Below are 22,168 nucleotides of genomic sequence, written 5' to 3' on the forward strand. Positions count from 1 at the left end.
AAAAATGGATTTTAATCCACTTTTGAATTGATGCCGTATTTTTTTAGCTTTCTCACCACGGTTGGCTGACTAATTCCAAGATAATCTGCCATTTCATAAGTTGTTTTGCACTGTTTTGCTGCGCGCAAGAGCCATTGTCGTTCTACCTGTTCAATCGCTTCTTTCAATGTAGCGGGTTCTTTCTCTTTTTCTAACCATTGATTTGATCGTGTAAATTGGGGGTATTTTTGGATAGAAAAAGGGAGATATTCAGGATAAATGGCTTTTGTTTCGGAGGTAATGACTAATCTTTCCATCATATTTTCTAGTTCCCGTACATTACCAGGCCAATCATAATCGACAAGATGGTCAACAATGGACGGATGAAAATATTTATCTGTATGGTATTTTTGATTGAATTTTTCTAAAAAGTATTGTGCCAACATGAAAATGTCTTCTTTTCTCTCCCGTAAAGCAGGTACGTAAATGGGAATAACATGTAAACGATAAAATAAATCTTGGCGGAATTTTCCTTGTTTCACCATTTCCTCTAAGTTCTGATTGGTCGAGGCAATAAGCCGAAAGTCAATCGTTCTTTCTTTAATTCCTCCAACGCGTGTTACTTTTTTCTCTTGTAAAACTTTTAGTAACTTCGCTTGCATGGAAAGTGGGAGTTCGCCAATTTCATCAAGAAAAAGAGTCCCCTTATCTGCTAATTCGATAAGCCCGGGCTTCCCGGTTTTTTGTGCGCCGGTAAACGACCCTTTTTCATATCCGAACATTTCCGATTCAAATAGCGATTCAGGAATCGCGCTGCAATTCACTTCTATAAATGGTTGGTTTCGTCTCGGGCTATTTTGATGGAGGGCATGGGCAAATACATTTTTTCCAACTCCGGACTCGCCAAGAAAAAGAACCGTTGCGTCTGATTTGGCAACCCGATGCACGAGCTTCCAAATACGCTGCATGACCTTGCTTTGGATCACAATGTTTTCGTACTTTAATTCTTCCATTTCGATTTGATAGTGTTCCATTTGTCTTCTTAGCTTTTCATAGTCTTCTTTTAAACGTTCTAGCTCTGTTAAATCATGCGAAAAACTAATCACGCGAATAATGTTATTTTGTTTATCAAATACAGGTACGCCTGTTGCCATGACGACACGGCCTGTCGGTGTTCGCTGCATGATTTGAACTTCCTTTTTCTCTTTTAGTACTCTGGCCGTCACAGAAGGAGAAAATATATGTTCTTTTTCTAATTGATATACGGACTTTCCAATAAGATAAGAGACCTCTTTTCCATAAATGGAAAGACAGTTGGGGCTAGCGCGGAGAACCATTCCGTTTCCGTCTGTAATGACAATATTATCGTTAGAAGATTTTAATATGGCACCTAACTCTAATTCCAACACATCCGTTGCACTTTGCATGCTCTCCCTCCCAGCTGTTTATCAGAACTTACATTATTAATTATTCAGAAAAACGTAAAATCCCTTTTTCTTTCTCATAACGTCTTTGGCATGTTTTTTGCATCTATTAAGAAAGTGAATACAAAATGATGGAGGGAGAAATAGATGAAGGCTGAAGTGAAAAAATTTATACAGCTAAAAACCAACATCCCGGGGCCAAAAGCGACAGAATTACTAAGAAAAAAAGAACAGAATGTTCCTCGTGGACCGTTTAATACATTATCTACGTTTGCTGTCAAAGGGGAAGGTGCACTCTTAACAGATGTGGACGGAAACACGTTTATTGATCTTGCCGGGGCGATTGGAAGTCTCAATGTCGGTCATTGCCCGCCGAAAGTGGTGGAAGCGATTAAAGCTCAAGTTGACCAATATATTCATCCTTGCTTCCATGTGATGATGTATGAGCCGTATATTCAATTAGCAGAAAAATTAAATGAAATTACTCCAGGCACTCATCATAAAAAAACATTTTTCCTAAATAGCGGAGCGGAAGCGGTCGAAAACGCTATTAAAATTGCCCGGAAATATACAGGAAGGAAAGCGATTATCTCCTTTGAAAGAGGATTCCACGGACGTACACTTCTTGCGATGTCGCTCACAAGTAAAGTAAAGCCATATAAATTTGGATTTGGACCATTTGCCCCAGATACGTACAAAATGCCGTATCCATATTATTACCGCAAGCCATCCGGCATGACAAACGAGGAATTAGATACAGAGATTTTAAGACGTTTGGAAGACTTCTTTGTATCCGAAGTTCCGGCAGAAGAGGTAGCGGCGATCATCATGGAACCGGTACAAGGAGAAGGTGGCTTCATTGTTCCATCCAAAACATTTGTGCAAGGAGTAAAACAGATTTGTGAAAAATATGGTATTCTATTTATAGCAGATGAAATTCAAACAGGATTTGGACGAACTGGAAAGATGTTTGCTATTGAACATTTTGATGTTGTACCAGATTTAATAACGATGTCGAAGTCCATTGGAGCAGGTGTACCAATCAGTGCAGTTACTGGAAGAGCGGAAGTAATGGATGCGCCGAACCCAGGGGAAATCGGGGGAACGTATGGGGGAAGCCCGCTTGGTTGTGTCGCGGCGCTGCAAGTCATTGATATGCTGCAACAAGAACAGTTAGTCGAGCGTGCCAATGCCATCGGGCAAACGGTAATAAAACGGTTCAGACAGCTTCAGGAGAAATACGAAACAGTTGGTGATGTACGTGGACTTGGAGCAATGGTGGCAGTTGAATTTGTGAAGGACTCTAAAACAAAAGCACCGAATAAAGAATTAACAGCGGCAATTTTGCAAGAATGCCATCAACGCGGCGTCATTGTCATGAGCGCTGGCATATACAGCAACGTCATTCGTCTATTAACACCGCTTGTGATTACCGATGAGCAGTTAACGGAAGCATTGGATGTGATCGAGGAAGTTATTCATGAATTGGCGTGATGAGGTAACAATGAAGAAAGAGGGGAACACGATGAAAACGACGGTTGAGAAAAAGAAGCTTTACATTAACGGCGAGTGGGTCGAAGCGAAATCATATGCCACATTAACGTCTCCTTATTCGGGCGAAGCGTTGGCGGAGATTCCTGTGGCGGCGGAAGAGGAAGTCGAACGGGCGATTGCCGCAGCGTATGAAGCGAGAAAAGCAATGGCCAGCCTTCCGGCATACAAGCGGGCGGAGATTTTGGAAAAAGTAGTCGCAGAGCTGCAAGAGCGCGCAGAAGAAGCGGCGCGGATCATTGCGCTTGAAGCAGCCAAACCGATTACAACGGCAAAAGGGGAAATAGCGCGGACGATTCAAACGTACAAATTTGCCGCCGAAGAAGCAAAACGGATTCATGGAGAAACGATTCCGCTTGATGCGGCGCCAGGAGGGGAAAATCGCGTTGCTTTTACCGTGCGCGAACCAATCGGTGTCATCGGCGCGATTACGCCGTTTAACTTCCCGATGAACTTGGTGGCGCATAAACTCGGTCCAGCAATCGCCTCGGGCAATACAGTCGTATTAAAGCCGGCAAGCCAAACGCCGCTTTCCACCTACTTTATCGCGGAGCTGTTTGAACAAGCGGGGCTGCCAAAAGGAGCGTTAAACGTCGTAACGGGAAGCGGCCGAACGGTCGGCGATAAAATTGTGACAGACCCGCGCATCAGCATGATCACCTTTACCGGAAGCCCGGAAGTCGGAATCGGCATCCGCAATAAAGCGGGTTTAAAGCGGGTCACGCTCGAGCTTGGTTCCAATTCTGCCGTTATTGTTGATGAACAAGTGGATATTGACCGCATTATTCCACGCTGCGTTTTTGGCGCGTTTTCTTTCCAGGGGCAAGTATGTATTTCGCTTCAGCGCATTTACGTGCATGAAAAGCGGTATGACGAGTTTGTTGAAAAATTTATTGCCGCTGCGAAACAACTAAAAGTAGGAGATCCACTGGATCCAAATACGGATGTTTCTGCGTTAATCACGCCAAAAGACGTCGACCGGGCGCTCGCATGGATCGAAGAAGCGAAACAAGATGGAGCTAAAGTCGCGCTTGGTGGTGAACGAAACGGAAACATCCTGCTTCCAACCGTGATTTTAGACGCACAGCCAACGATGAAAGTATCGTGCCAGGAAGTGTTTGCGCCGATCGTCTTGATTAACCGCGTTCGTTCGATCGAAGAAGCGATTGCACTCGTCAACGACTCCCGCTATGGATTGCAAGCAGGCGTATATACAGATAACGTACATGTCGCATGGGAAGCGGCAGAAAAACTGCACGTCGGTGGCGTGTTGATCAATGACATCCCGACCTTCCGCGTCGATCATATGCCGTACGGCGGCGTAAAAGAAAGCGGCACAGGCCGTGAAGGGATTCGGTATGCGATTGAAGAAATGACGGAATTGAAACTCGTTATTTTTAACCGCAATCGATAATCATGAGCCGTATCACCTTTTGGTGGTACGGTTTTTCTTTTATTAAAAAAAGGAATCGCTGGTTAATTCAAAAGTGAATTTTTTAAATTCTAAAATGAATTAAAAATAACCAATAACACGGAAGGCGGATGAGAGATGAGGTACGCACAAATGGAATTATGGAAGTGAGGAATTAGCTATTCTTTATCTTCTCTAAAGTGATTCTAAAATTTTAGAGAATAAGAACAAGGTTATTATGAGAATGAAACAGCGTCAGAAATAGCAAAAGGCATAATGAGCTAGATATTTTAATATTTATTTTTAAATTTACAAAATTTATAATTATATAAATATTGGTATGATATTTGCATTTTATTTTTATGAGCAAACTGATTTGCTAAAAGGAGAGAATGTGCATGAAGGAAAACAACTGGATGAGTCTCTTTCACAAAATGTCGGATTTACTTGCACCAACGATGGCCAAAGACCATCCGAACTTGCCGGTGGTGAAGGAAGAAGGATGCTACTACTACGGATTGGATGGAAAAAAATATCTTGATTTTACTTCCGGTATTGCAGTTGCCAATACAGGGCATCGCCATCCGAAAGTCGTACAAGCTATCAAAGATGCCGCAGACCGCCTTATGCATGGGCCAAGCGGAGTAATCATGTATGAATCGATCCTTCGTTTAGCTGAAGAATTAACGCATATTATGCCGACAGGTTTGAACTGTTTCTTTTTTGCGAACAGCGGAACGGAGGCGATCGAAGGTGCTATTAAACTGGCAAAGCATGTGACGAGAAGGCCGTATGTTGTCTCGTTTACGGGATGTTTTCATGGCCGTTCTTTAGGGGCGCTTAGTGTAAGTACGTCCAAAAGCAAATACCGAAAATATTTACAGCCAAACGGATTGACGTATCAACTGCCGTATGCCAATCCAAAAGATTGTCCGGATGGGGAAGACCCGGATGTGTATTTTGCGAATCAGCTTGAAAAAGATGCGGCTTCTTTGTTTGCTCACCAAGTTACTCCGGAAGAAGTGGCATGCATGATTTTGGAACCGGTGCTTGGAGAAGGCGGGTATATTGTGCCGCCTAAAGGCTGGCTGCGCAAAATAAGAGAAATTTGTGACCGCCACGGAATTTTACTCATTTTCGATGAGGTGCAGACGGGTTTTGGCCGCACTGGTGAATGGTTTGCGGCCCAAACATTCGGCGTCACTCCGGATATTATGGCGATCGCCAAAGGGATTGCTTCCGGCCTTCCACTAAGCGCGACGGTTGCCTCGAAAGAGTTGATGCAGCAATGGCCGCTAGGGAGTCATGGCACGACGTTCGGCGGCAATCCCATCGCATGTGAGGCAGCGCTTGCCACATTAGAAGTATTCAAAGAAGAAAATTTGCTGGAAAATTGTCGGGTAGTTGGGAAATACGCCCGCGAAAAGCTAGAAGTGCTAAAAGCGAAGCACCCAGCAATTGGAGATGTGCGTTCGATTGGGCTCATGATCGGTATCGAGATTGTTCATCCACATACTGGAGAACCGAATGGAGAGGGAGTGATGAATATTTTGAACCGCTGCTTACAAAAAGGAGTTCTCTTCTATCTATGTGGGAATAAAGGAGAAGTTATTCGCATGATCCCGCCGCTGACTGTGACAAAAGAGCAGATCGACGAGGGGTTAAACATGCTAGATCAGGCACTGACAGAATACGAAATAGAAACTGGCGAACATCCACTAATGACGAAAATGCCTGGGAAATAGCAGCCGTTCATTTACTTAAAAATAAGAGGATGGGGGAATTTTCATGGGCACGCTTGATACAGGGGTTATTCTATTTTATTTTCTTCTTTTAATTATCGTAGGAATTTTGGGGGCGAAAAAAGCGAAAACAGTAGAAGACTATGCGCTTGCTGGCAGAAATCTCGGATTGTTTATCTATCTTGGCTGTCTGTCTGCGGTCATTCTTGGCGGCGCTTCGACGATTGGAACAGCTAAATTAGGGTATCAGTTCGGGCTTTCAGGCATATGGTTTGTATTTATGATTGGTCTAGGAATTACCGTACTCGGTTTGTTTTTTACGAATCAAATTTATGGTGCGAATGTTACTACGATTAGTGAATTGCTTGGACGTCGGTACAATAAAGAAACACGCTTGATCAGCGCGCTTGTAGCAGCCATTTACACGATGATGGTTTCCGTTACGCAAGTAATAGGAATGGGCACCATTATTCATGCCGTGCTAGGCTGGAATATGGCTGTTTCAATGTTAGTCGGCGGGGGAATCGTGCTGTTTTATACGATTCTCGGGGGAATGTGGAGCGTTACCATGACAGATATTATTCAGTTTATCATCATGACAGTTGGCATTTTTTTCGTTATGCTGCCGATGAGTTTATCCCATGTTGGCGGATGGAAATCGCTCTCTGAACAATTGCCTGCCACGCATTTTGATCTGACGTCAATGGGATGGGCGAACATTTTTCAATACTTTTTACTATATACTTTAGGAATGGTTGTATCACAGGATATTTGGCAGCGGGTATTTACGGCGCGTACAACCAAAATTGCCCGGAGTGGTGCGGTATACGCTGGGCTATACAGCTTTGCCTATGCATTGGCATTAAGTATTATTGGTATGTGTGCAGTCATCATTTTCCCAACTATCAACGATCCGCAAAATGTATTTGCAAAAATGTCGCTGACGATCTTGCCGCACGGTTTGCTAGGACTCATTTTGGCAAGTGTATGTTCTGCGCTCATGTCTACTGCCTCGGGAACGTTGCTTGCTTCCTCTACTCTTATCTCACACGATATTTTGAAGCAGTATTGGTTAAAAGATATTAGCGATCAAAAGTTTGTTTTTCTGTCACGAATGATCACATTAACCATTGGAATTATCGCGATTACGTTTGCCATTTGGATTCAAGATGTGCTCGTCGCATTGGATGTGGCTTATGCGATTTTATCAGGTGCAATTTTTGTTCCTGTGGTTCTTGGTTTCTTCTGGAAAAGAGCGAAAGCTGGTTTTTATTCGATTATTATTAGCTCGTTGGTCGTGCTTGTCGGTTTGGCGGTGGAAGGATTAAGTTCTACGAATCCGATTATGTATGGGATTGCAGCCAGCATGATTTCCATGATTGCCTTTTCTTATCTCCAATCATCTTCTAACATACAACAAGGTAATATTGCAGTAGAAGAATGGGAAGATGAGCAAAGTGCACTTTGATGTATTTTATGTTAAAACCGTATCCCTTTTGGGTGATACGGTTTTTTCTTCGAAAAATAAAGGAGTTTTGTAATAAAATAAGGAATTTAATATAGGAAATTTGGTCAAGCAAGGGGGATAAACATGGAAACGGTCGTCCTATCATTTTTGGAAAATGTGGCGGTATTGGAATTGAACCGTCCAGATTCGCTCAATGCGATGAATGTGCAAATGCTAAACGAACTGGTTGAAGCGTTGCGGCAAATTGAAAAAAGCAATGCATCCATCATTGTGATCCGTGGAAGAGGAAGAGGTTTTTCCGCTGGCGGTGATATTAAGACAATGCTCAGCGTCGATGACCCAAGCCAATTTCACGGTGTAATGAATACGATCCGAGAAGTGGTCATGGCGTTGTATACGATGCCGAAAGTTGTTGTCTCGGTCGTTCATGGGCCAGCGGCAGGACTGGGGCTAAGTTTTGCTTTAGCGAGCGATTATGTCATCGCCACGAAAGAAGCGCGCCTGGCGATGAACTTTATCGGCATCGGTCTGATTCCAGACGGCGGAGGCCATTATCTGTTAGCAAAACGGGTCGGCGAAGTGAAAGCGAAGCATATCATTTGGGAAGGAAAACCGATGAACGCTGACGAAGCGTATGAACTTGGCATCGTTGACTTCGTTGCTGAAGACGAACAACAAGTCGAACAAAAAATCGCCGAATGGCAGGCAAAACCGCTGCAAGCAATGATTGCAACGAAGACGTTATACGCCAAGTTGACAAAAGACGAATTGTTAAAAGTGCTTCAGCTCGAAATAGAAGCGCAGCAAAAAATGCGGCAAACGGAAGACCACCGCGAAGGCGTGCGCGCCTTTTTAGAAAAACGGAAGCCGAAGTTTCAGGGGAGATAATCAAGAAGCCCTTGTCTAAAATCATTATCAAGATTCTTAGACAAGGGCTGTTTTCATGAAACGTAGGTTATCTCTTTGGTGAAATGCTAATGATGTGGAGGCTCAATATTACTTTTACGAGCTACAAAGGCATTTATGAGATGGATAGATGATTCACTGCATAAAGATAGTTCGTCATCATTCGTACGATTAATCTTTTTGAAATACGACATGACCATTAATAATGGTCATTTCTACGTTTTGACGTAAATCGAATGGATCGCCGCTCCAAATGACAATGTCCGCATCTTTCCCGACTTCCACCGAGCCGACACGATTTTCTATACCTAGATGCTTTGCGGCATTTAATGTAATCGCCTGAAGGGCAAGAGACTCTTCTAATCCGTGTTTGACCGCAAGAATCGCGCTCGTCATCAAATGTTCAATACCGACAACAGGGTGGTCAGTGGTAATCGAAAAGGGCACTCCGGCATCGCGTAAAGCAAGCAGTGTATGCCAACCTTTATCGGCAAGTTCGACTTTTGAACGGGTAGACATGGTTGGACCGACAGATACCCGTATTCCGCTTTCGGAAATATAATTGGCAATATGATGTCCTTCTGTGCAATGCTCAATCGTATAATCAAAACCGAATTCCTTCGCCAGACGAATTACGGTCATAATGTCATCCGCGCGGTGTGCATGAACGCGCAGCGGTATTTCTTTTTTTAATACTTTTGCTAGATTTTCCAGTTTTAAATCCCGCTCTACTTCTTTTCCGCTCTCTATTTTTTGCAGATACGTTTGTGCTTGAATAAACTGCTCGCGAAACAGTGCGGCAATTCCCATTCTTGTTGTTGGTAGTTTTCCTTTGTCTCCATAGACCCGTTTTGGATTTTCCCCAAAAGCGGCTTTCATTCCTGACGGATTTCTCACGACCATTTCATCGACGGTTTGCCCCACTGTTTTGATAACTACCATTTCTCCGCCAATGACATTGGCGCTTCCCGGCATAACTTGTACAGTTGTTACTCCTGCTCTTCTTGCATCATCAAACCCTTTATCTTCTGGGTTAATTCCATCGATAGCTCTAACATGGGGAGTAGCTGGGAAACTAACTTCATTAAAATCGCGGCCTTCCTTGCCAATTCCCTCTTCATGAATGCCGAGATGAGTATGAACATCAATCAATCCAGGTGTAACAAATTTTCCAGATGCATCAATAATCTCGGCATGCTCAAACAAAGACGGATCTTGTAGTTGTGTCGTGACTTCCTTAATTTTCCCTTCTTCTGCTATAATGCAAGCATTTTCGATTTTTTGCCCATTCCCTACTAACAGTGTTCCGCCATGAATGACAATCATCGTCAATTATCTCTCCTTTTATAAAAAATTTTTTCTAATAAGTACAAAAACAATGTTGAATTTTTTAATAATTGTAATTATAATAAAAAATCAAATAGTTCCAATTAAGATAATAAATTATATTTTTTGTATTGTAAACAGGTAGTTAAATTAGACTTTACTAACTCTTTAAGATACAAAAATCAAAAAATAGTATAGAAAAGGAGTAATTATGAAGTACGATATCGACGAGCTAGATAGACAAATTATTAAGTTACTCTCTAATGATGGAAGAATGTCGTTTACGGAAATTGCTAATAAATTGAATGTCACAGAGAAAACAGTTCGCACCAGATATAAAAATCTTATTGATCATGGAATTCTCGAAGTAGTGGGAGTGGTCAATCCGATTGCGCTAGGAATTCGGGCAGGTGCCATCATTCAGCTAAAAGTAGAGGGGCAAAAATTGTTCGATGTCATTGATCAATTGCAAGAACTGAAGGAGGTTCGCTATATTACGCTAACCTCTGGATGTTATCAGCTTTTAATCCAAATTGCGGTTCCGAGCCAAGATGAAATTACAGATATAGTGAAGACGTTAAATAGCATTCAAGGAATTATTGAAATGAATACGATTATACAATTAGAAGTGTATAAAAATACGTTTGATTACATTTAATATCGCTATCGTCTAGAATATTGTCATTCTCCCTGTGAAAGTCATTGATTTAAGAGATTGGAAAGCAACTATAGTAAACGATTGTTTCTATCGTTTAATGAGCATCCAACTTTTTTTATCATTAAATATTGAGTAAAGGGATGTGAATACTATGAAAATTTTTATCTCAGCGGATATGGAAGGAATTTCAGGTGTAGCAACTAACCAACAACTAAAAACGAATAGTGAGTATCAACGATTTCGTAAACTAATGACTCAAGATGTCAATGCAGCCATTGAAGGTGCGTTTTTTGGAGGAGCAACAGAAGTTGTTGTGGCAGATGGGCACGGTAATATGTCCAATATTTTAATTGAAGATTTAGATCCTCGCGCCCGATTAATATGTGGCAATAACCGCGTTATGTGTCAACTGGAAGGACTTGATGATAGCTTTGACGGCATTATGTTCGTTGGGCACCATGGGCGTGAAAACGGGTCTGAAAGAACGGTTATTAGCCACAGCTTAGCAGGAATTTGTGTAAACGAAATAAAGATTAATGGTCATATAGTTGGGGAAACAGAAATGAATGCTCTAGTAGCGGGTTACTACAATGTGCCAGCTATTCTCATTACTGGTGACGATGCTTATGTAAAAGAGGTTCAAAAAACATTGCCAGACATTGAAGCGGCAGTGGTAAAGCGTGGAATTGACCGTTTTGCGGCAGAATTGCTTCATCCCGTTAAAGCGCAAGAATTAATTAAAGAAAAAGCAGAACGGGCCGTGAAAAAGGCGAAAGACATTCCTCCTCTTAAAGTAGAGGGACCTGTAACATTTGAAATTGAATTTAAAGGACCAAACCAAGCATTGATGACAACAACTCTTCCAACTGTAAAATTAATTGGCCCTAGAACTATTACTTTTACTTGTGATGACATCGTTACAGCTTACAAACATATGTGGGGCTGTGTCATTATTGCTATGACGGCAACCAATGGAGTGCTAGGAAGTGTAAATGCCTAAATAAAAATAAAGATTATATAGGGAGGGTAGGTATGTATATTGTCAAACGGGTACTTACTATGTTTTTAACAATTTGGATTATTGCAACCTTGACATTTATTATTATGAAATTTATTCCTGGGGATCCTTTTGCCTCTGACGCAGACGTATTACCAGAAGAAGTATTACAAAATATTAGAGCAAAATATAACCTCGATAAACCTTTGCCTGTACAATATGCGTTATATATGAAAAATTTGTTGATGTTTGATTTAGGACCTTCTATTCAATCTGAAACAAGGGATGTTAATACATTAATTGCTGATGGTTTTCCCGTCTCAGCCCTTCTTGGCCTGCAATCTTTAATAATCGCTCTTGTGTTTGGTTTACTATTAGGAATTGTCGCTGCATTAAATCATAATCGCTTTCTTGATTATGCAGCAATGTTTCTTGCCATTATTGGTATCTCTGTACCAAGTTTTATTTTAGCTCCTTTATTAATTAAATATTTTGCCGTTGAATGGAAGTTACTACCTGTAGCATCTTGGGGAACGTGGGCCCATTCCGTTTTACCATCTGTTGCTTTGGCTACTACTCCCATGGCGGTGATTGCCCGTTTTATCAGATCAAGTATGCTTGAAGTGATGAAACAAAATTATATAAAGACAGCAGAGGCGAAAGGTTTATCACCTATTGCTATTGTAGTGAAACACGGGATAAGGAATGCAATTTTACCAGTCATTACATTTATTGGCCCGTTATTTGTTGTTTTAATTACAGGCACTTTCGTCATTGAGAAAATTTTTGCGATACCAGGGCTCGGTAAATATTTTGTTGATAGCATTTTTAATCGTGATTATCCGGTTATTTTAGGCACAACGGTTTTTTTTAGTACTATTCTTGTAATTACCTTATTTATCGTTGATATTTCCTATCGTTTAATTGACCCTAGAATCAAATTAACAAGTAAGGGGGATTAATAATGATTCCACACAAGGAAGAAGATGCTTTATTTCGTCCAGTTGATCCTGATAGGATTCGGCCGGATACGATTCAAAGACCTAGTCTTAGCTTCTGGAAAGGTGTCCTTATTAACATTGTCAAAAATAAACTAGCAATGTTAGGATTTTCTCTCTTACTTGTAATTGTTTTAATGTCAATTATTGGTCCGCATTTAGTTCCCTATAACTATTCAGATCAGAATTTAATGAATAGCAATAAACCACCTTCTAGTAAACATTGGTTTGGAACGGATGATTTAGGAAGAGATATGTGGTCTCGTACATGGTATGGGGCACGTATATCCTTAACCATCGGATTTGTTGCAGCATTCATTGATTTAGTAATGGGAATTCTCGTTGGTGGAGTGTCTGGATATATGGCAGGTCGGGGAAAACTAGGAGACCGTATCGACAGTATTTTAATGAGGATTGTTGAAATACTGTATGGGATTCCATATCTATTAGTCGTTATCCTACTGATGGTAATCATGGAGCCAGGGTTATGGACAATCATTGCGGCCCTTTCTATTACGGGATGGGTAGGTATGGCAAGAATTATAAGAGGTCAAATACTCCAACTAAAGCAACAAGAGTATGTAATGGCTGCTCAAAAGCTAGGGACATCACACGCAAAAATTATTTTCCGTCACTTACTTCCTAATACATTAGGAATTATTATTGTAAACTTAACATTTACAATTCCCCAGGCAATTTTTGCTGAATCATTTTTAAGCTTTTTAGGATTAGGTGTACAAGCACCATTTGCAAGTTGGGGAACGATGGCTAATGACGCATTAGGTGTTATTTTAAGCGGTCAGTGGTGGAGATTGTTTTTCCCCGGTTTCATGATTTCGCTTACAATGTTTGCCTTTAATGCTTTCGGAGACGGGTTACAGGATGCATTAGATCCAAGAATTCGAAAATAGGAGGTGATCTTCCATATGAGTCATTTATTAAAGGTAGAAAATTTACAGGTTTCATTTAAAACATACGGAGGAGAAGTTCAAGCAGTTCGGAACGTTTCGTTTCACGTTGATCAAGGGGAAGTGGTCGCCATCGTTGGGGAGAGTGGAAGTGGAAAGAGTGTGACCGTTCAAACGGTTATGGGATTAATCCCCATTCCTCCTGGAAAAATAAAAGGGGGAAAAATCACTTTTAGCGGAAAAGATATTACAAATCTATCAAAAAGAGAGATGCGGAAATTAAAAGGATCGGAAATCGGCATGGTTTTCCAAGATCCAATGACATCATTGAATCCGACAATGAAGATTGGAAAACAAATTGCGGAAGGTCTAATCAAACATCAGAAACTATCAAAAGCAGAAGCTAAACAAAAAGCTATTGAGCTTTTAAAATTGGTAGGCATCCCTAATGCTGCAGAGAGATACAATCAATATCCTCATGAATTCAGCGGCGGAATGAGGCAAAGAGTTGTTATTGCCATTGCCCTAGCATGTGCCCCGAAGTTATTAATCGCAGACGAACCGACAACCGCATTGGATGTTACTATTCAAGCTCAAATTCTCGATCTAATGAAAGATTTACAAAGACGAATGAATACTGCCATTATTTTAATCACGCATGATTTGGGAGTAGTAGCAGAAATGGCTCAACGGGTGATTGTCATGTATGGCGGGATAGTCGTTGAAACTGGAACTGTCTTCGATATATTTGAACGACCTAAGCATCCGTATACATGGGGACTATTAGAATCGATTCCAAAGCCAGATGTAAAGGAGAAGAAACGATTGATACCTATTGAAGGGTCACCTCCAGACCTTTTTTCTCCGCCAAAAGGCTGTCCTTTTGCCCCTAGATGTAAGTATGCCATGGAAATTTGTGTAGAGAAAATGCCGGGAGAATTCAAAATTTCAAACGAACATATAGCAAAGTGCTGGTTGAACGATCCTAGAGCTCCCCAAGTGGAAGCGCTAATTGCAGCAGGGAGGGAGTAGTCGATGTCAGTAGAGATCCTTCAAGTAGAAAATGTAAAAAAGCACTTTAAAATCGGTCCGAACCAAACAGTAAAATCGGTAGACGGTATTTCATTTTCAATTAAAAAAGGGGAAACATTTGGTTTAGTAGGAGAAAGCGGAAGCGGAAAATCAACTTTAGGAAAAACAATTGTTGGACTCTATTCAGCTACTTCTGGGAGAGTAAGCTTTGACGGCCATGAATTCGGTGACTTGGACAAAAAGACACAAAAAAAGCTAAATCGGGAAATGCAAATGATTTTCCAAGATCCTCATGCGTCATTAAACCCTCGCATGAGGGTGGAGGATATCATTGCAGAAGGTATTGATGCACATCGTTTAGCAAAGGGAAAAGAGAGACAAGAATTAGTTTATCACCTTCTTGAAAGAGTAGGATTACGACCTGAACATGCGCAAAGATTCCCTCACGAATTTAGTGGAGGACAAAGGCAACGAATTGGTATTGCAAGAGCACTAGCAGTAAAACCGAAATTTATAGTTGCTGATGAGCCAATTTCTGCTTTAGATGTTTCCATTCAAGCTCAAGTTATCAATTTACTAGAAGATTTAAAACACGAAGAAAACTTAACATATTTATTTATTGCTCATGACCTTGGAATGGTAAAGCATATAAGCGATCGTATCGGTGTTATGTACTTAGGAAAAATGATGGAATTAACAACAAGTTCACAGTTGTTTGAGGAGCCCCTTCATCCATATACAGAAGCATTGTTGTCAGCTATCCCGTTACCTAATCCTAGATTAGCAAAAAAAAGGGAGAGAATCATCTTGTCAGGAGATCCTCCTAGTCCTGTTAATCCTCCAAGTGGATGTAGATTCCGAACAAGATGTCCGTATGCCATGGATATTTGTGCGAAAGTTGAACCGAGCTGGAAGGAAGTAAAGGAAAATCATTGGACTGCTTGTCATTTGTATAGCAAATAGATTTTAGATTTACTAAGTGTTCCTCAATACGATTTAAAATAAAAATATTTTATTAAGGAGGATAAAAAAGTGAGAAAAGCTTTTTCGAATTTATTAGCATTGCTTCTATTAGTTTCAACTATTTTAGCAGGTTGCAGCAGCAATCAGACTTCCTCGGATGCGGAGAGGAAGGAGGAAGCAACTAAAAATGTTAAACAAGAAATTACTTTAAATGCTCTAAGTGAGCCTCCGAGTCTGGATCCAGCTCTTGCCACAGATACAACATCTGGCTGGGTAATCGATCACTTGTTTGAAGGACTTTACACAAAAAACAAAAAAGGTGAGCCCGTATTAGGGGCCGCAAGTGATGTGAAAGTTTCTGATGACGGTAAAACATATACTTTTACAATTCGTGAAGATGCAAAATGGTCCGATGGTGATCCAGTGACAGCACAAGACTTTGAATATGCTTGGAAACGTGTATTAAACCCTGAAACCGGCAGCGCATTCGCTTTTTATATGTACTATATTAAAGGAGCTGAGGAGTATAACAAAGGAAAAGCTAGTGTAGATGAGGTTGGAGTGAAAGCATTAGACGATAAGACGCTACAAGTTCAATTAGATGCGCCGCTTAGCTATTTTGACAAGCTATTAACAATGTGGACGTTCTACCCAGTCAAGAAATCTTTAGTTGAATCGAATAAAAAATGGGCCGCCGAAGCTGAAGGGTATGTAAGTAACGGAGCTTACAAATTAACTTCTTGGAAACACAATAGTGAAGTTGTAATTGAAAAGAATGAGCATTATTGGAACAAAGATGAAATTAATATGGAAAAAGTTACATGGAAAATGGTGAACGATGCAACAACATATTATCAAATGTACAAAACAGGTGAACTTGATTTAATTCAAACTTTACCTACTGATGTGATTGCACAAGAAAAAGATAGTGAAGAGTTTGAAATTGTACCTTATTTTGGGACCTATATGTTTATGTTTAACGTAGAGAAAGAGCCGTTTAATAATCCAAAGATCCGCCGTGCTTTTGCAATGGCTATTAACCGTAAAGCGATTGTGAATAATATTACAAAATCAGGGGAAACTCCAGCATATGCATTTGTTCCATATGGAGTAAATACTCCGGACGGTGATTTCCGCAAGGTTGGCGGCACATATTTCAAAGAAAACGCAAAAGAAGCGAAGAAACTATTACAAGAAGGTATGAAGGAAGAAGGATGGAATAAGTTACCTGAAGTAACTCTAATGTATAATACTGCTGAAAATAATAAAAAGGTTGCAGAAGCAGTGCAGGAAATGATCAAAAATACTCTTGGGGTAAAAATCAAGCTCGCTAACCAAGAGTGGAAAACGTATTTAGAAACAACAGCCCAATCTAATTTCCAAATGGCGCGTATGGGCTGGATTGGAATCTTTGTTGACCCAACCGTTATCTTAGACTATTACTTGGGTGACAGCCCGAATAATAGAACAAAATGGGTAAATGAGAAATTTGATAACCTAATGGCACAAGCAAAAGTGGAACAGGATGAGACGAAGCGTTTTCAATTACTTCATGAAGCTGAAAAAGTATTAATGGCAGACATGCCATTTATGCCAGTTTACTTTTATTCGCAAAACTATCTAACTTCTAAAAAGTTTAAAGGCATCGTTTATCCTATTAATCGTTATCCAGACGTACGCTGGGCAAAGAAAATAGCTGATTAATCGCCTTTGAGGGAAGATTTATTTCATCCGAAATAGATCTTCCCTCTCAGCTAAAAGGGGAGTTTTTTATGTTTGCTTATTTAGGTTCTACCCTTTTTACAGTTATCGTTTTACTAATGATTAAAATCATATATGAAGTGAATACATTAACTTTTATTAATCAATGCTTTTTATATGGTTTAGCGATATTTGTTGCGGGGATAAGTATTTTTGTCTATCAGACAGGTTTTTTAGATTCGTTTCTAAAAGGATTTCGACAAGTTTATCATTTTGTTCTGCCAAAGCCAAGAGCATTAATTCAGGAAGAAAAAAGGTTAGCCAATGACGCCTTGATAAATCATTGGCGCACCTCGACGATGAATGGTTTAAAAATGATTTTATTAGGTATCGGTACAGGCTCTATTTTTCTTTCCATCGCATATTTATTTATCTATTAAAAGATTATTGATAGAATGATACGAAAAATTGGATTCTCTATTCGTTTTTAGGGGGGAAACATGTATGAAAAAATTGTTGGTAACGGGCTTTGTCCCGTTTTTAGATTTTTCCGTGAATCCAACGGAACAAATTGTAAAAAATCTCGATGGTACCACAATCGGAGGCTATGAAATTTATGGACGGATATTGCCGGTTGATTTTTCAGAATCGGCAACAAAATGCATTGAATACTTTGAAAATATACAACCGGAAGTTGTCATTTCTCTTGGTCTTGCGGCTGGACGTACAAAAATTACGCCGGAACGCATTGCGATTAATTGTAAAGATGGAGGACCTGATAATCGCGGGGTGCGGATGCAGGATGAACCGATTGAAATCGATGGACCGGCTGGCTATTTTTCTACCTTACCAATCCGTCGTTTCGTTAATGTGTTAAACGAAAATGGATATCCAGCGCAAATTTCTAATACAGCAGGCACCTATTTGTGTAACAATGTGATGTATTCAATCTTACATAAAATTTATAGTGAAAATCGAAACGTAAGAGCCGGTTTTGTTCATATTCCAGCTTCACATGAATTGGCGATTCAACACCCAAACATTCCAAGTTGGTCACAAAACGATTTATATCAAGCGGTTATATGTATGATTGAATCATTAGACTAGATGATGTGAGATTTAGTAGTTTTTGCTTTCAAGCATCTAAAAATGCAAATAACTAGTTGATATAAAAAGGGAATCTCCTGTCTTCTTTTTGCGAATAGTTATCCTTTATATCTATTATTGATGCTGAATCCGAATGATAAGTTTTGGTGGATCAAAAATTGGGTAGCGCTTTCGTCAAGGGTTTTATTGTTGACATAATTATTTTCTTGTTACCTTTCGGGTGTAGGTGGAATCGTGAAAAGATAGAAAAAATCGTAGTTATCGAACATAATAATTGAAGGTTCTGTTTAACTTGATTGTTGATTTTATTAGAAAGAAATAAGCGTACTCAAAATTAACTTTGAATACGCTTATTTTTCAAAAAACGAATAAATTAAAATTGTACCCTACTGTTAAAATAATAATTTGTATAAAAAATATCCACCTATAAGAACTAATATTAAAATGCCCGTTCCTTTCCACCCTAATCCTCCGACTAAATCTGCTAAATTCGTATTATCTGCTCGATTTAAGCCATCTCTAAATGTGCCCGAAGGATTATTTTTTAATTCTTCTTGACGTAAACGTTCACGCTGTTCTTCTGGAGTTTCTTTTCTATTTGACATGAACACACCTTCCACTTTAAATTTATCTTGCCCAATTATTCAATATGAACAACTTTTTTCTATTTACTTATTATAGATTTAATTTCGACAATTATTCCCAAAACCCTTTTATGCTGGAATTGTTGTATTTTTTCATTGATTGGATATAGACAACTCTCTACTGCAAATGCGAATACTACGTTCATCTGTATCAAATGCAATCTTATCCAAGAAATTAAAGTATGCCAAATAGTGTTGCAGATATTTTGTTGCAACATCCTTAAATCGTTGTATCCATTGTTTCAATCGTTGATGATAGTTGTTCACGTTTTGGATATGGTAGACTCCCTTTGTGCGTTCTTTTCCCGTTTTGAAACGATAGTGAGTAAGACCTTTTTCATTTGCATAGGCTTTAAACGCTCGCCAAGCATCTGTACATAGCAGCACAGTCGTATCATTTAGTTTATGACCAATAGCATTATCTAATTGTGTTTTCTGAATACGCCCACGACCAAGTAACCTAACGAAAGTATTTTTCGTTCGGTCATGGGCTACTAAGACACAAACTTGTTCATGACTAATCCCTCTAAATTGCGATGTTCCACCACGTTTGCGAGGCTTACGACCTTGAATAGAACGACTTCCTTTCTCTGAATAAAGGAAGTATGTTTCATCCATTTCAACAATGCCTTCAAAGGAAGCAACATCAATTTGAGCAATAGCAGACAGGATTTTATGTCGCCAATAGAACAGTGTTGTATGTGTAATGTCTTTCAGTTTTTTAGCCGATTCTCGAAGGCTTAATCCGTTTAACATACACTCAATAAATTCTAACCAACGATTGACTTTCTTTACTCGGTAAATAGGTGTTTTGTTCGTTTCAGTGAATGTCTTTTTGCAATCTTTGCAACGATAACGTTGACGTTTGATTTTTGTTAGTCCATTGTTTACTTCAAATTTTCCGAAGCGAACGACATTTTTTTCGCCACAATGAATACAACAAAGCCCTTCTTTTGCTTTGCGCTCTGTAACTTCTTGAAAGATTGGTCTTGTATCGTGCATTGGCATTAACAAATATTTAAAGTGATTTAAAACACGTTCTTTATTAGCAGACGGTAGTTTTTGAATCTCACGAATAATATCAGATACATTCACAACAAACACCTCCGAACATATATTCTTATCAGCATTTTAGAACTAATGTTCGTAAAAGTCAAATATCAACAGTTTAATTGAACAGAGCCTAATTGAAAAATCTTCTGGGATAGTGATACATATATGGCACCAATCTGCTCGTATTTTTCAAAAATTTATTTTGATAAATTGTTTTGGATAAAAATCTATTTGCCCTATATTTAAATTTGTTTTTGTATTCTATTTATTACAAAATAAAAGTTCAGAGATTTTTACATGGAGAGGTAAGCGCGATAGCCTCGTTTGTGCGAAGCCAGCCCTTGATATTGCTGGGTTTCTAGCTTGGTAGTCATGCTCACAGAGTCTCTTGGTCAGGTCACAATTCTCTGTACTTCCCTTTGCAAACTCTGTATTCTGGGCCATTTCTTACTGGAATGTTGAATTCGGCGATCGGAATTGTCGCATGTTTTTACTTTGCAGGTACATTAGGATTATTCACTACAATATTGATTGTTTTTTGGAGAGAAAAAGAGAAACATATTGCTTAACCTACAATCTATAAAAAGATAGTAGAAAGACAATCAACAAAATCAGGATAAGTATCTTTACTACTTTTTTCTGTGGTGTGCACCCTGCAGACTTCCGATCGTTTCTCTTAAATGACAAACTATGGTGATGAACCGATCTGATCCGATATGGCAGGACTTATCGCTTTTCTCTCTGACTTAACCGATCCTAGATATGGCGAATATTTTAAAGTCTAGTATGGACGTATGAATGGATCATGGTTCTCGAATGGGCAACCATTGGGTGCTCAAGTGAACAGAGGGAAGCACGTAAAAAACGAGAACGATTGAACGAACAGCGTATATAGCTGTTCATTTTTTTGCAGGAAATTTTGTTGTTCATCATGAAAATATAGGTAAGATGTAAAAAACTAGAGAGGTGGACATACTATGTTGCATTCCCTTTCGATTCCGATTATTCAAGCCCCTATGGCTGGAGGCGTATCAACTCCGTTACTTGCTGCTTCTGTATCGCAGGCAGGAGGGCTTGGGTTTTTGGCTGGAGGATATAAGACGGTTGCGGAGATGCGTGAGGAAATCATTGCAATTAGAAAGTTGACAAACGCTCCGTTCGGTGTGAATCTTTTTGTCCCTAATGATGAAGAGGTGAATGTCGAGGCAATTTCTCGGTATAAGGAGAAGCTGGAGAAAGAAGCCGATCGGCTTGATGTAAATCTTGGTCAGCCAATGTGGGACGACGATGGTTGGAAAGATAAGCTTGAGGTTCTTTGCGAACAGCGAGTACCAGTAGTAAGCTTTACGTTTGGATGCCCTTCATCCGATGTGATTAATGACCTCAAAAAGCGTGGTTCTTATGTTATAGTGACAGTTACGACACTGGAAGAAGCGGTTATAGCCAAACAATCCGGGGCAGACGCGCTGTGTGTGCAAGGTCCGGAGGCTGGTGGTCATCGTGCAACGTTTTCTAACCATGCTTCCGGTTATGAGACCATAAGCCTTCTTGTCCTTTTACGACGAATTAGCGAAGAGGTGGACTTACCGCTTATTGCTGCCGGTGGCATCATGCATGGCCGGGATATCGCTGCTGTTCTTGCGGCAGGAGCTTGTGCAGCCCAATTAGGAACTGCATTTTTGCGCTGTCCGGAAAGCGGTGCACATCCGGTGCATAAGGCTGCTCTTACGGATCCGCAATTTGGTGCAACAGCTGTAACGCGCGCCTTCACGGGGCGTCCCGCTCGAGGATTAGTGAACCGCTTTCTTACTGAATATGATAGCGAAGCCCCAGCGGCATACCCGCACGTTCATCATATGACAAAAGGGCTTCGTAAAGCTGCTGCGCAGGCGAACGATCCGCATGTTATGTCTTTATGGGCCGGAGAAGGTTATCGTTTCTCGACAGAAATGCCGGCAGCGGAGCTTGTTAATTTACTGATGAAACAGACTCACGAAGCGGTAAAGAATGTAATAAAGCGATTAGATAGGGGAAAAGAATGTAGATAAGCAAGACCATTTACATTTAGAAGAAAAAACGAGGTATCCTTATGCCATTCGAATCTCACTTTTAGTGGAATCCAGATACTCCTCGGTAAACTTCGTAATCAATACATTCAATGAGATGGTTCATCACAGACTTGGAATAACTAAGAAGATAATATATTGTCAATTTGATCAATACGAGAGACATGAATCTCCTTGTTTGGGTAGTTTGGTATACCAACCAAGGCATCTATTCATGTCTCTTTTTATCATTTT

Annotated in this window: 18 protein-coding genes and 1 pseudogene; 15 read left to right on the forward strand and 4 right to left on the reverse strand. The window is 40.1% G+C overall.

Going from position 1 to position 22,168, the window contains the following annotated elements:
• Positions 1-11 precede the first annotated feature (11 nt).
• The gene (locus ISX45_RS05125) at positions 12-1,406 is read right to left on the reverse strand and encodes a sigma-54 interaction domain-containing protein (protein ID WP_181556874.1); all 1,395 of its coding nucleotides are present in this window, start codon (positions 1,404-1,406) and stop codon (positions 12-14) included.
• 144 nt (positions 1,407-1,550) lie between these two features.
• Here ISX45_RS05125 and gabT point away from each other — a divergent pair, with 144 nt between their 5' ends.
• The 5 genes from gabT (at position 1,551) to ISX45_RS05150 (ending at position 8,463) form a co-directional block, all read left to right on the forward strand.
• Entirely contained in the window at positions 1,551-2,897 is a 1,347-nt protein-coding gene (gabT, locus tag ISX45_RS05130) for a 4-aminobutyrate--2-oxoglutarate transaminase (protein ID WP_194520142.1), read from the forward strand.
• 31 nt (positions 2,898-2,928) lie between these two features.
• Positions 2,929-4,368, forward strand: coding sequence for an aldehyde dehydrogenase family protein (locus ISX45_RS05135; RefSeq protein ID WP_194520617.1), 1,440 nt, complete (start codon positions 2,929-2,931; stop codon positions 4,366-4,368).
• Positions 4,369-4,763: 395 nt separating this feature from the next.
• Positions 4,764-6,110, forward strand: a complete 1,347-nt coding sequence (locus ISX45_RS05140; protein WP_194520143.1) for an aspartate aminotransferase family protein — start codon at positions 4,764-4,766, stop codon at positions 6,108-6,110.
• 43 nt (positions 6,111-6,153) lie between these two features.
• Entirely contained in the window at positions 6,154-7,575 is a 1,422-nt protein-coding gene (locus tag ISX45_RS05145; RefSeq protein ID WP_194520144.1) for a sodium:solute symporter family protein, read from the forward strand.
• Positions 7,576-7,698: 123 nt separating this feature from the next.
• Positions 7,699-8,463, forward strand: coding sequence for an enoyl-CoA hydratase (locus ISX45_RS05150; protein WP_181556878.1), 765 nt, complete (start codon positions 7,699-7,701; stop codon positions 8,461-8,463).
• A 189-nt stretch (positions 8,464-8,652) separates the two neighbouring features.
• Here ISX45_RS05150 and ISX45_RS05155 read toward each other — a convergent pair whose 3' ends face one another.
• On the reverse strand, positions 8,653-9,807 hold the full coding sequence (locus ISX45_RS05155) for an amidohydrolase (protein ID WP_194520145.1): 1,155 nt from the start codon (positions 9,805-9,807) through the stop codon (positions 8,653-8,655).
• 211 nt (positions 9,808-10,018) lie between these two features.
• Between ISX45_RS05155 and ISX45_RS05160 the strand changes: the two genes are divergently transcribed.
• From ISX45_RS05160 to pcp, 9 genes are all read left to right on the forward strand, one after another.
• Positions 10,019-10,465 carry an Lrp/AsnC family transcriptional regulator gene (locus tag ISX45_RS05160; protein WP_181556880.1) on the forward strand — a complete coding sequence of 149 codons (447 nt, stop codon included), beginning with the start codon at positions 10,019-10,021 and terminating at the stop codon, positions 10,463-10,465.
• 151 nt (positions 10,466-10,616) lie between these two features.
• A complete protein-coding gene (locus tag ISX45_RS05165) occupies positions 10,617-11,465 on the forward strand; it encodes a M55 family metallopeptidase (RefSeq protein ID WP_181556881.1) in 849 nt (282 codons plus the stop codon).
• Positions 11,466-11,497: 32 nt separating this feature from the next.
• On the forward strand, positions 11,498-12,424 hold the full coding sequence (locus tag ISX45_RS05170) for an ABC transporter permease (RefSeq protein ID WP_194520146.1): 927 nt from the start codon (positions 11,498-11,500) through the stop codon (positions 12,422-12,424).
• 2 nt (positions 12,425-12,426) lie between these two features.
• Positions 12,427-13,371, forward strand: coding sequence for an ABC transporter permease (locus ISX45_RS05175; protein ID WP_194520147.1), 945 nt, complete (start codon positions 12,427-12,429; stop codon positions 13,369-13,371).
• 15 nt (positions 13,372-13,386) lie between these two features.
• Positions 13,387-14,400 carry an ABC transporter ATP-binding protein gene (locus ISX45_RS05180; RefSeq protein WP_181556883.1) on the forward strand — a complete coding sequence of 338 codons (1,014 nt, stop codon included), beginning with the start codon at positions 13,387-13,389 and terminating at the stop codon, positions 14,398-14,400.
• Between the two features lie 3 nt (positions 14,401-14,403).
• The gene (locus ISX45_RS05185) at positions 14,404-15,363 is read left to right on the forward strand and encodes an ABC transporter ATP-binding protein (RefSeq protein ID WP_194520148.1); all 960 of its coding nucleotides are present in this window, start codon (positions 14,404-14,406) and stop codon (positions 15,361-15,363) included.
• Between the two features lie 69 nt (positions 15,364-15,432).
• The gene (locus ISX45_RS05190) at positions 15,433-17,067 is read left to right on the forward strand and encodes a peptide ABC transporter substrate-binding protein (RefSeq protein ID WP_194520149.1); all 1,635 of its coding nucleotides are present in this window, start codon (positions 15,433-15,435) and stop codon (positions 17,065-17,067) included.
• 68 nt (positions 17,068-17,135) lie between these two features.
• Entirely contained in the window at positions 17,136-17,504 is a 369-nt protein-coding gene (locus ISX45_RS05195) for a DUF3899 domain-containing protein (protein ID WP_194520150.1), read from the forward strand.
• Between the two features lie 64 nt (positions 17,505-17,568).
• Positions 17,569-18,171 carry a pyroglutamyl-peptidase I gene (gene pcp, locus ISX45_RS05200; RefSeq protein WP_181556887.1) on the forward strand — a complete coding sequence of 201 codons (603 nt, stop codon included), beginning with the start codon at positions 17,569-17,571 and terminating at the stop codon, positions 18,169-18,171.
• A 392-nt stretch (positions 18,172-18,563) separates the two neighbouring features.
• Here the strand turns inward: pcp and ISX45_RS05205 are convergent, their stop codons facing one another.
• Together ISX45_RS05205 and ISX45_RS05210 are read right to left on the reverse strand one after the other, a co-directional pair.
• The gene (locus tag ISX45_RS05205) at positions 18,564-18,776 is read right to left on the reverse strand and encodes a DUF6366 family protein (RefSeq protein WP_194520151.1); all 213 of its coding nucleotides are present in this window, start codon (positions 18,774-18,776) and stop codon (positions 18,564-18,566) included.
• Positions 18,777-18,835: 59 nt separating this feature from the next.
• Positions 18,836-19,910, reverse strand: a pseudogene (locus ISX45_RS05210) (IS1595 family transposase).
• A gap of 935 nt (positions 19,911-20,845) precedes the next feature.
• Between ISX45_RS05210 and ISX45_RS05215 the strand changes: the two are divergent.
• On the forward strand, positions 20,846-21,916 hold the full coding sequence (locus ISX45_RS05215) for a nitronate monooxygenase (RefSeq protein WP_181556889.1): 1,071 nt from the start codon (positions 20,846-20,848) through the stop codon (positions 21,914-21,916).
• The last annotated feature ends 252 nt before the right edge of the window (positions 21,917-22,168 follow it).

This window comes from Thermaerobacillus caldiproteolyticus, assembly GCF_015326725.1.
Lineage (GTDB): Bacteria > Bacillota > Bacilli > Bacillales > Anoxybacillaceae > Thermaerobacillus > Thermaerobacillus caldiproteolyticus.

What these genes read in the sequence shown, in the direction of transcription:
- ISX45_RS05145 (WP_194520144.1), top strand. Translation starts at nt 6,154, where the DNA reads ATGGGCACGCTTGATACAGGGGTTATTCTATTTTATTTTCTTCTTTTA.
- ISX45_RS05170 (WP_194520146.1), top strand. Translation starts at nt 11,498, where the DNA reads ATGTATATTGTCAAACGGGTACTTACTATGTTTTTAACAATTTGGATT.
- ISX45_RS05205 (WP_194520151.1), bottom strand. Translation starts at nt 18,776, where the DNA reads ATGTCAAATAGAAAAGAAACTCCAGAAGAACAGCGTGAACGTTTACGT.
- ISX45_RS05195 (WP_194520150.1), top strand. Translation starts at nt 17,136, where the DNA reads ATGTTTGCTTATTTAGGTTCTACCCTTTTTACAGTTATCGTTTTACTA.
- ISX45_RS05150 (WP_181556878.1), top strand. Translation starts at nt 7,699, where the DNA reads ATGGAAACGGTCGTCCTATCATTTTTGGAAAATGTGGCGGTATTGGAA.
- ISX45_RS05160 (WP_181556880.1), top strand. Translation starts at nt 10,019, where the DNA reads ATGAAGTACGATATCGACGAGCTAGATAGACAAATTATTAAGTTACTC.
- gabT (WP_194520142.1), top strand. Translation starts at nt 1,551, where the DNA reads ATGAAGGCTGAAGTGAAAAAATTTATACAGCTAAAAACCAACATCCCG.
- ISX45_RS05180 (WP_181556883.1), top strand. Translation starts at nt 13,387, where the DNA reads ATGAGTCATTTATTAAAGGTAGAAAATTTACAGGTTTCATTTAAAACA.
- ISX45_RS05165 (WP_181556881.1), top strand. Translation starts at nt 10,617, where the DNA reads ATGAAAATTTTTATCTCAGCGGATATGGAAGGAATTTCAGGTGTAGCA.
- ISX45_RS05215 (WP_181556889.1), top strand. Translation starts at nt 20,846, where the DNA reads ATGTTGCATTCCCTTTCGATTCCGATTATTCAAGCCCCTATGGCTGGA.
- ISX45_RS05185 (WP_194520148.1), top strand. Translation starts at nt 14,404, where the DNA reads ATGTCAGTAGAGATCCTTCAAGTAGAAAATGTAAAAAAGCACTTTAAA.
- ISX45_RS05135 (WP_194520617.1), top strand. Translation starts at nt 2,929, where the DNA reads ATGAAAACGACGGTTGAGAAAAAGAAGCTTTACATTAACGGCGAGTGG.
- ISX45_RS05175 (WP_194520147.1), top strand. Translation starts at nt 12,427, where the DNA reads ATGATTCCACACAAGGAAGAAGATGCTTTATTTCGTCCAGTTGATCCT.
- ISX45_RS05125 (WP_181556874.1), bottom strand. Translation starts at nt 1,406, where the DNA reads ATGCAAAGTGCAACGGATGTGTTGGAATTAGAGTTAGGTGCCATATTA.
- ISX45_RS05140 (WP_194520143.1), top strand. Translation starts at nt 4,764, where the DNA reads ATGAAGGAAAACAACTGGATGAGTCTCTTTCACAAAATGTCGGATTTA.
- pcp (WP_181556887.1), top strand. Translation starts at nt 17,569, where the DNA reads ATGAAAAAATTGTTGGTAACGGGCTTTGTCCCGTTTTTAGATTTTTCC.
- ISX45_RS05155 (WP_194520145.1), bottom strand. Translation starts at nt 9,807, where the DNA reads ATGATTGTCATTCATGGCGGAACACTGTTAGTAGGGAATGGGCAAAAA.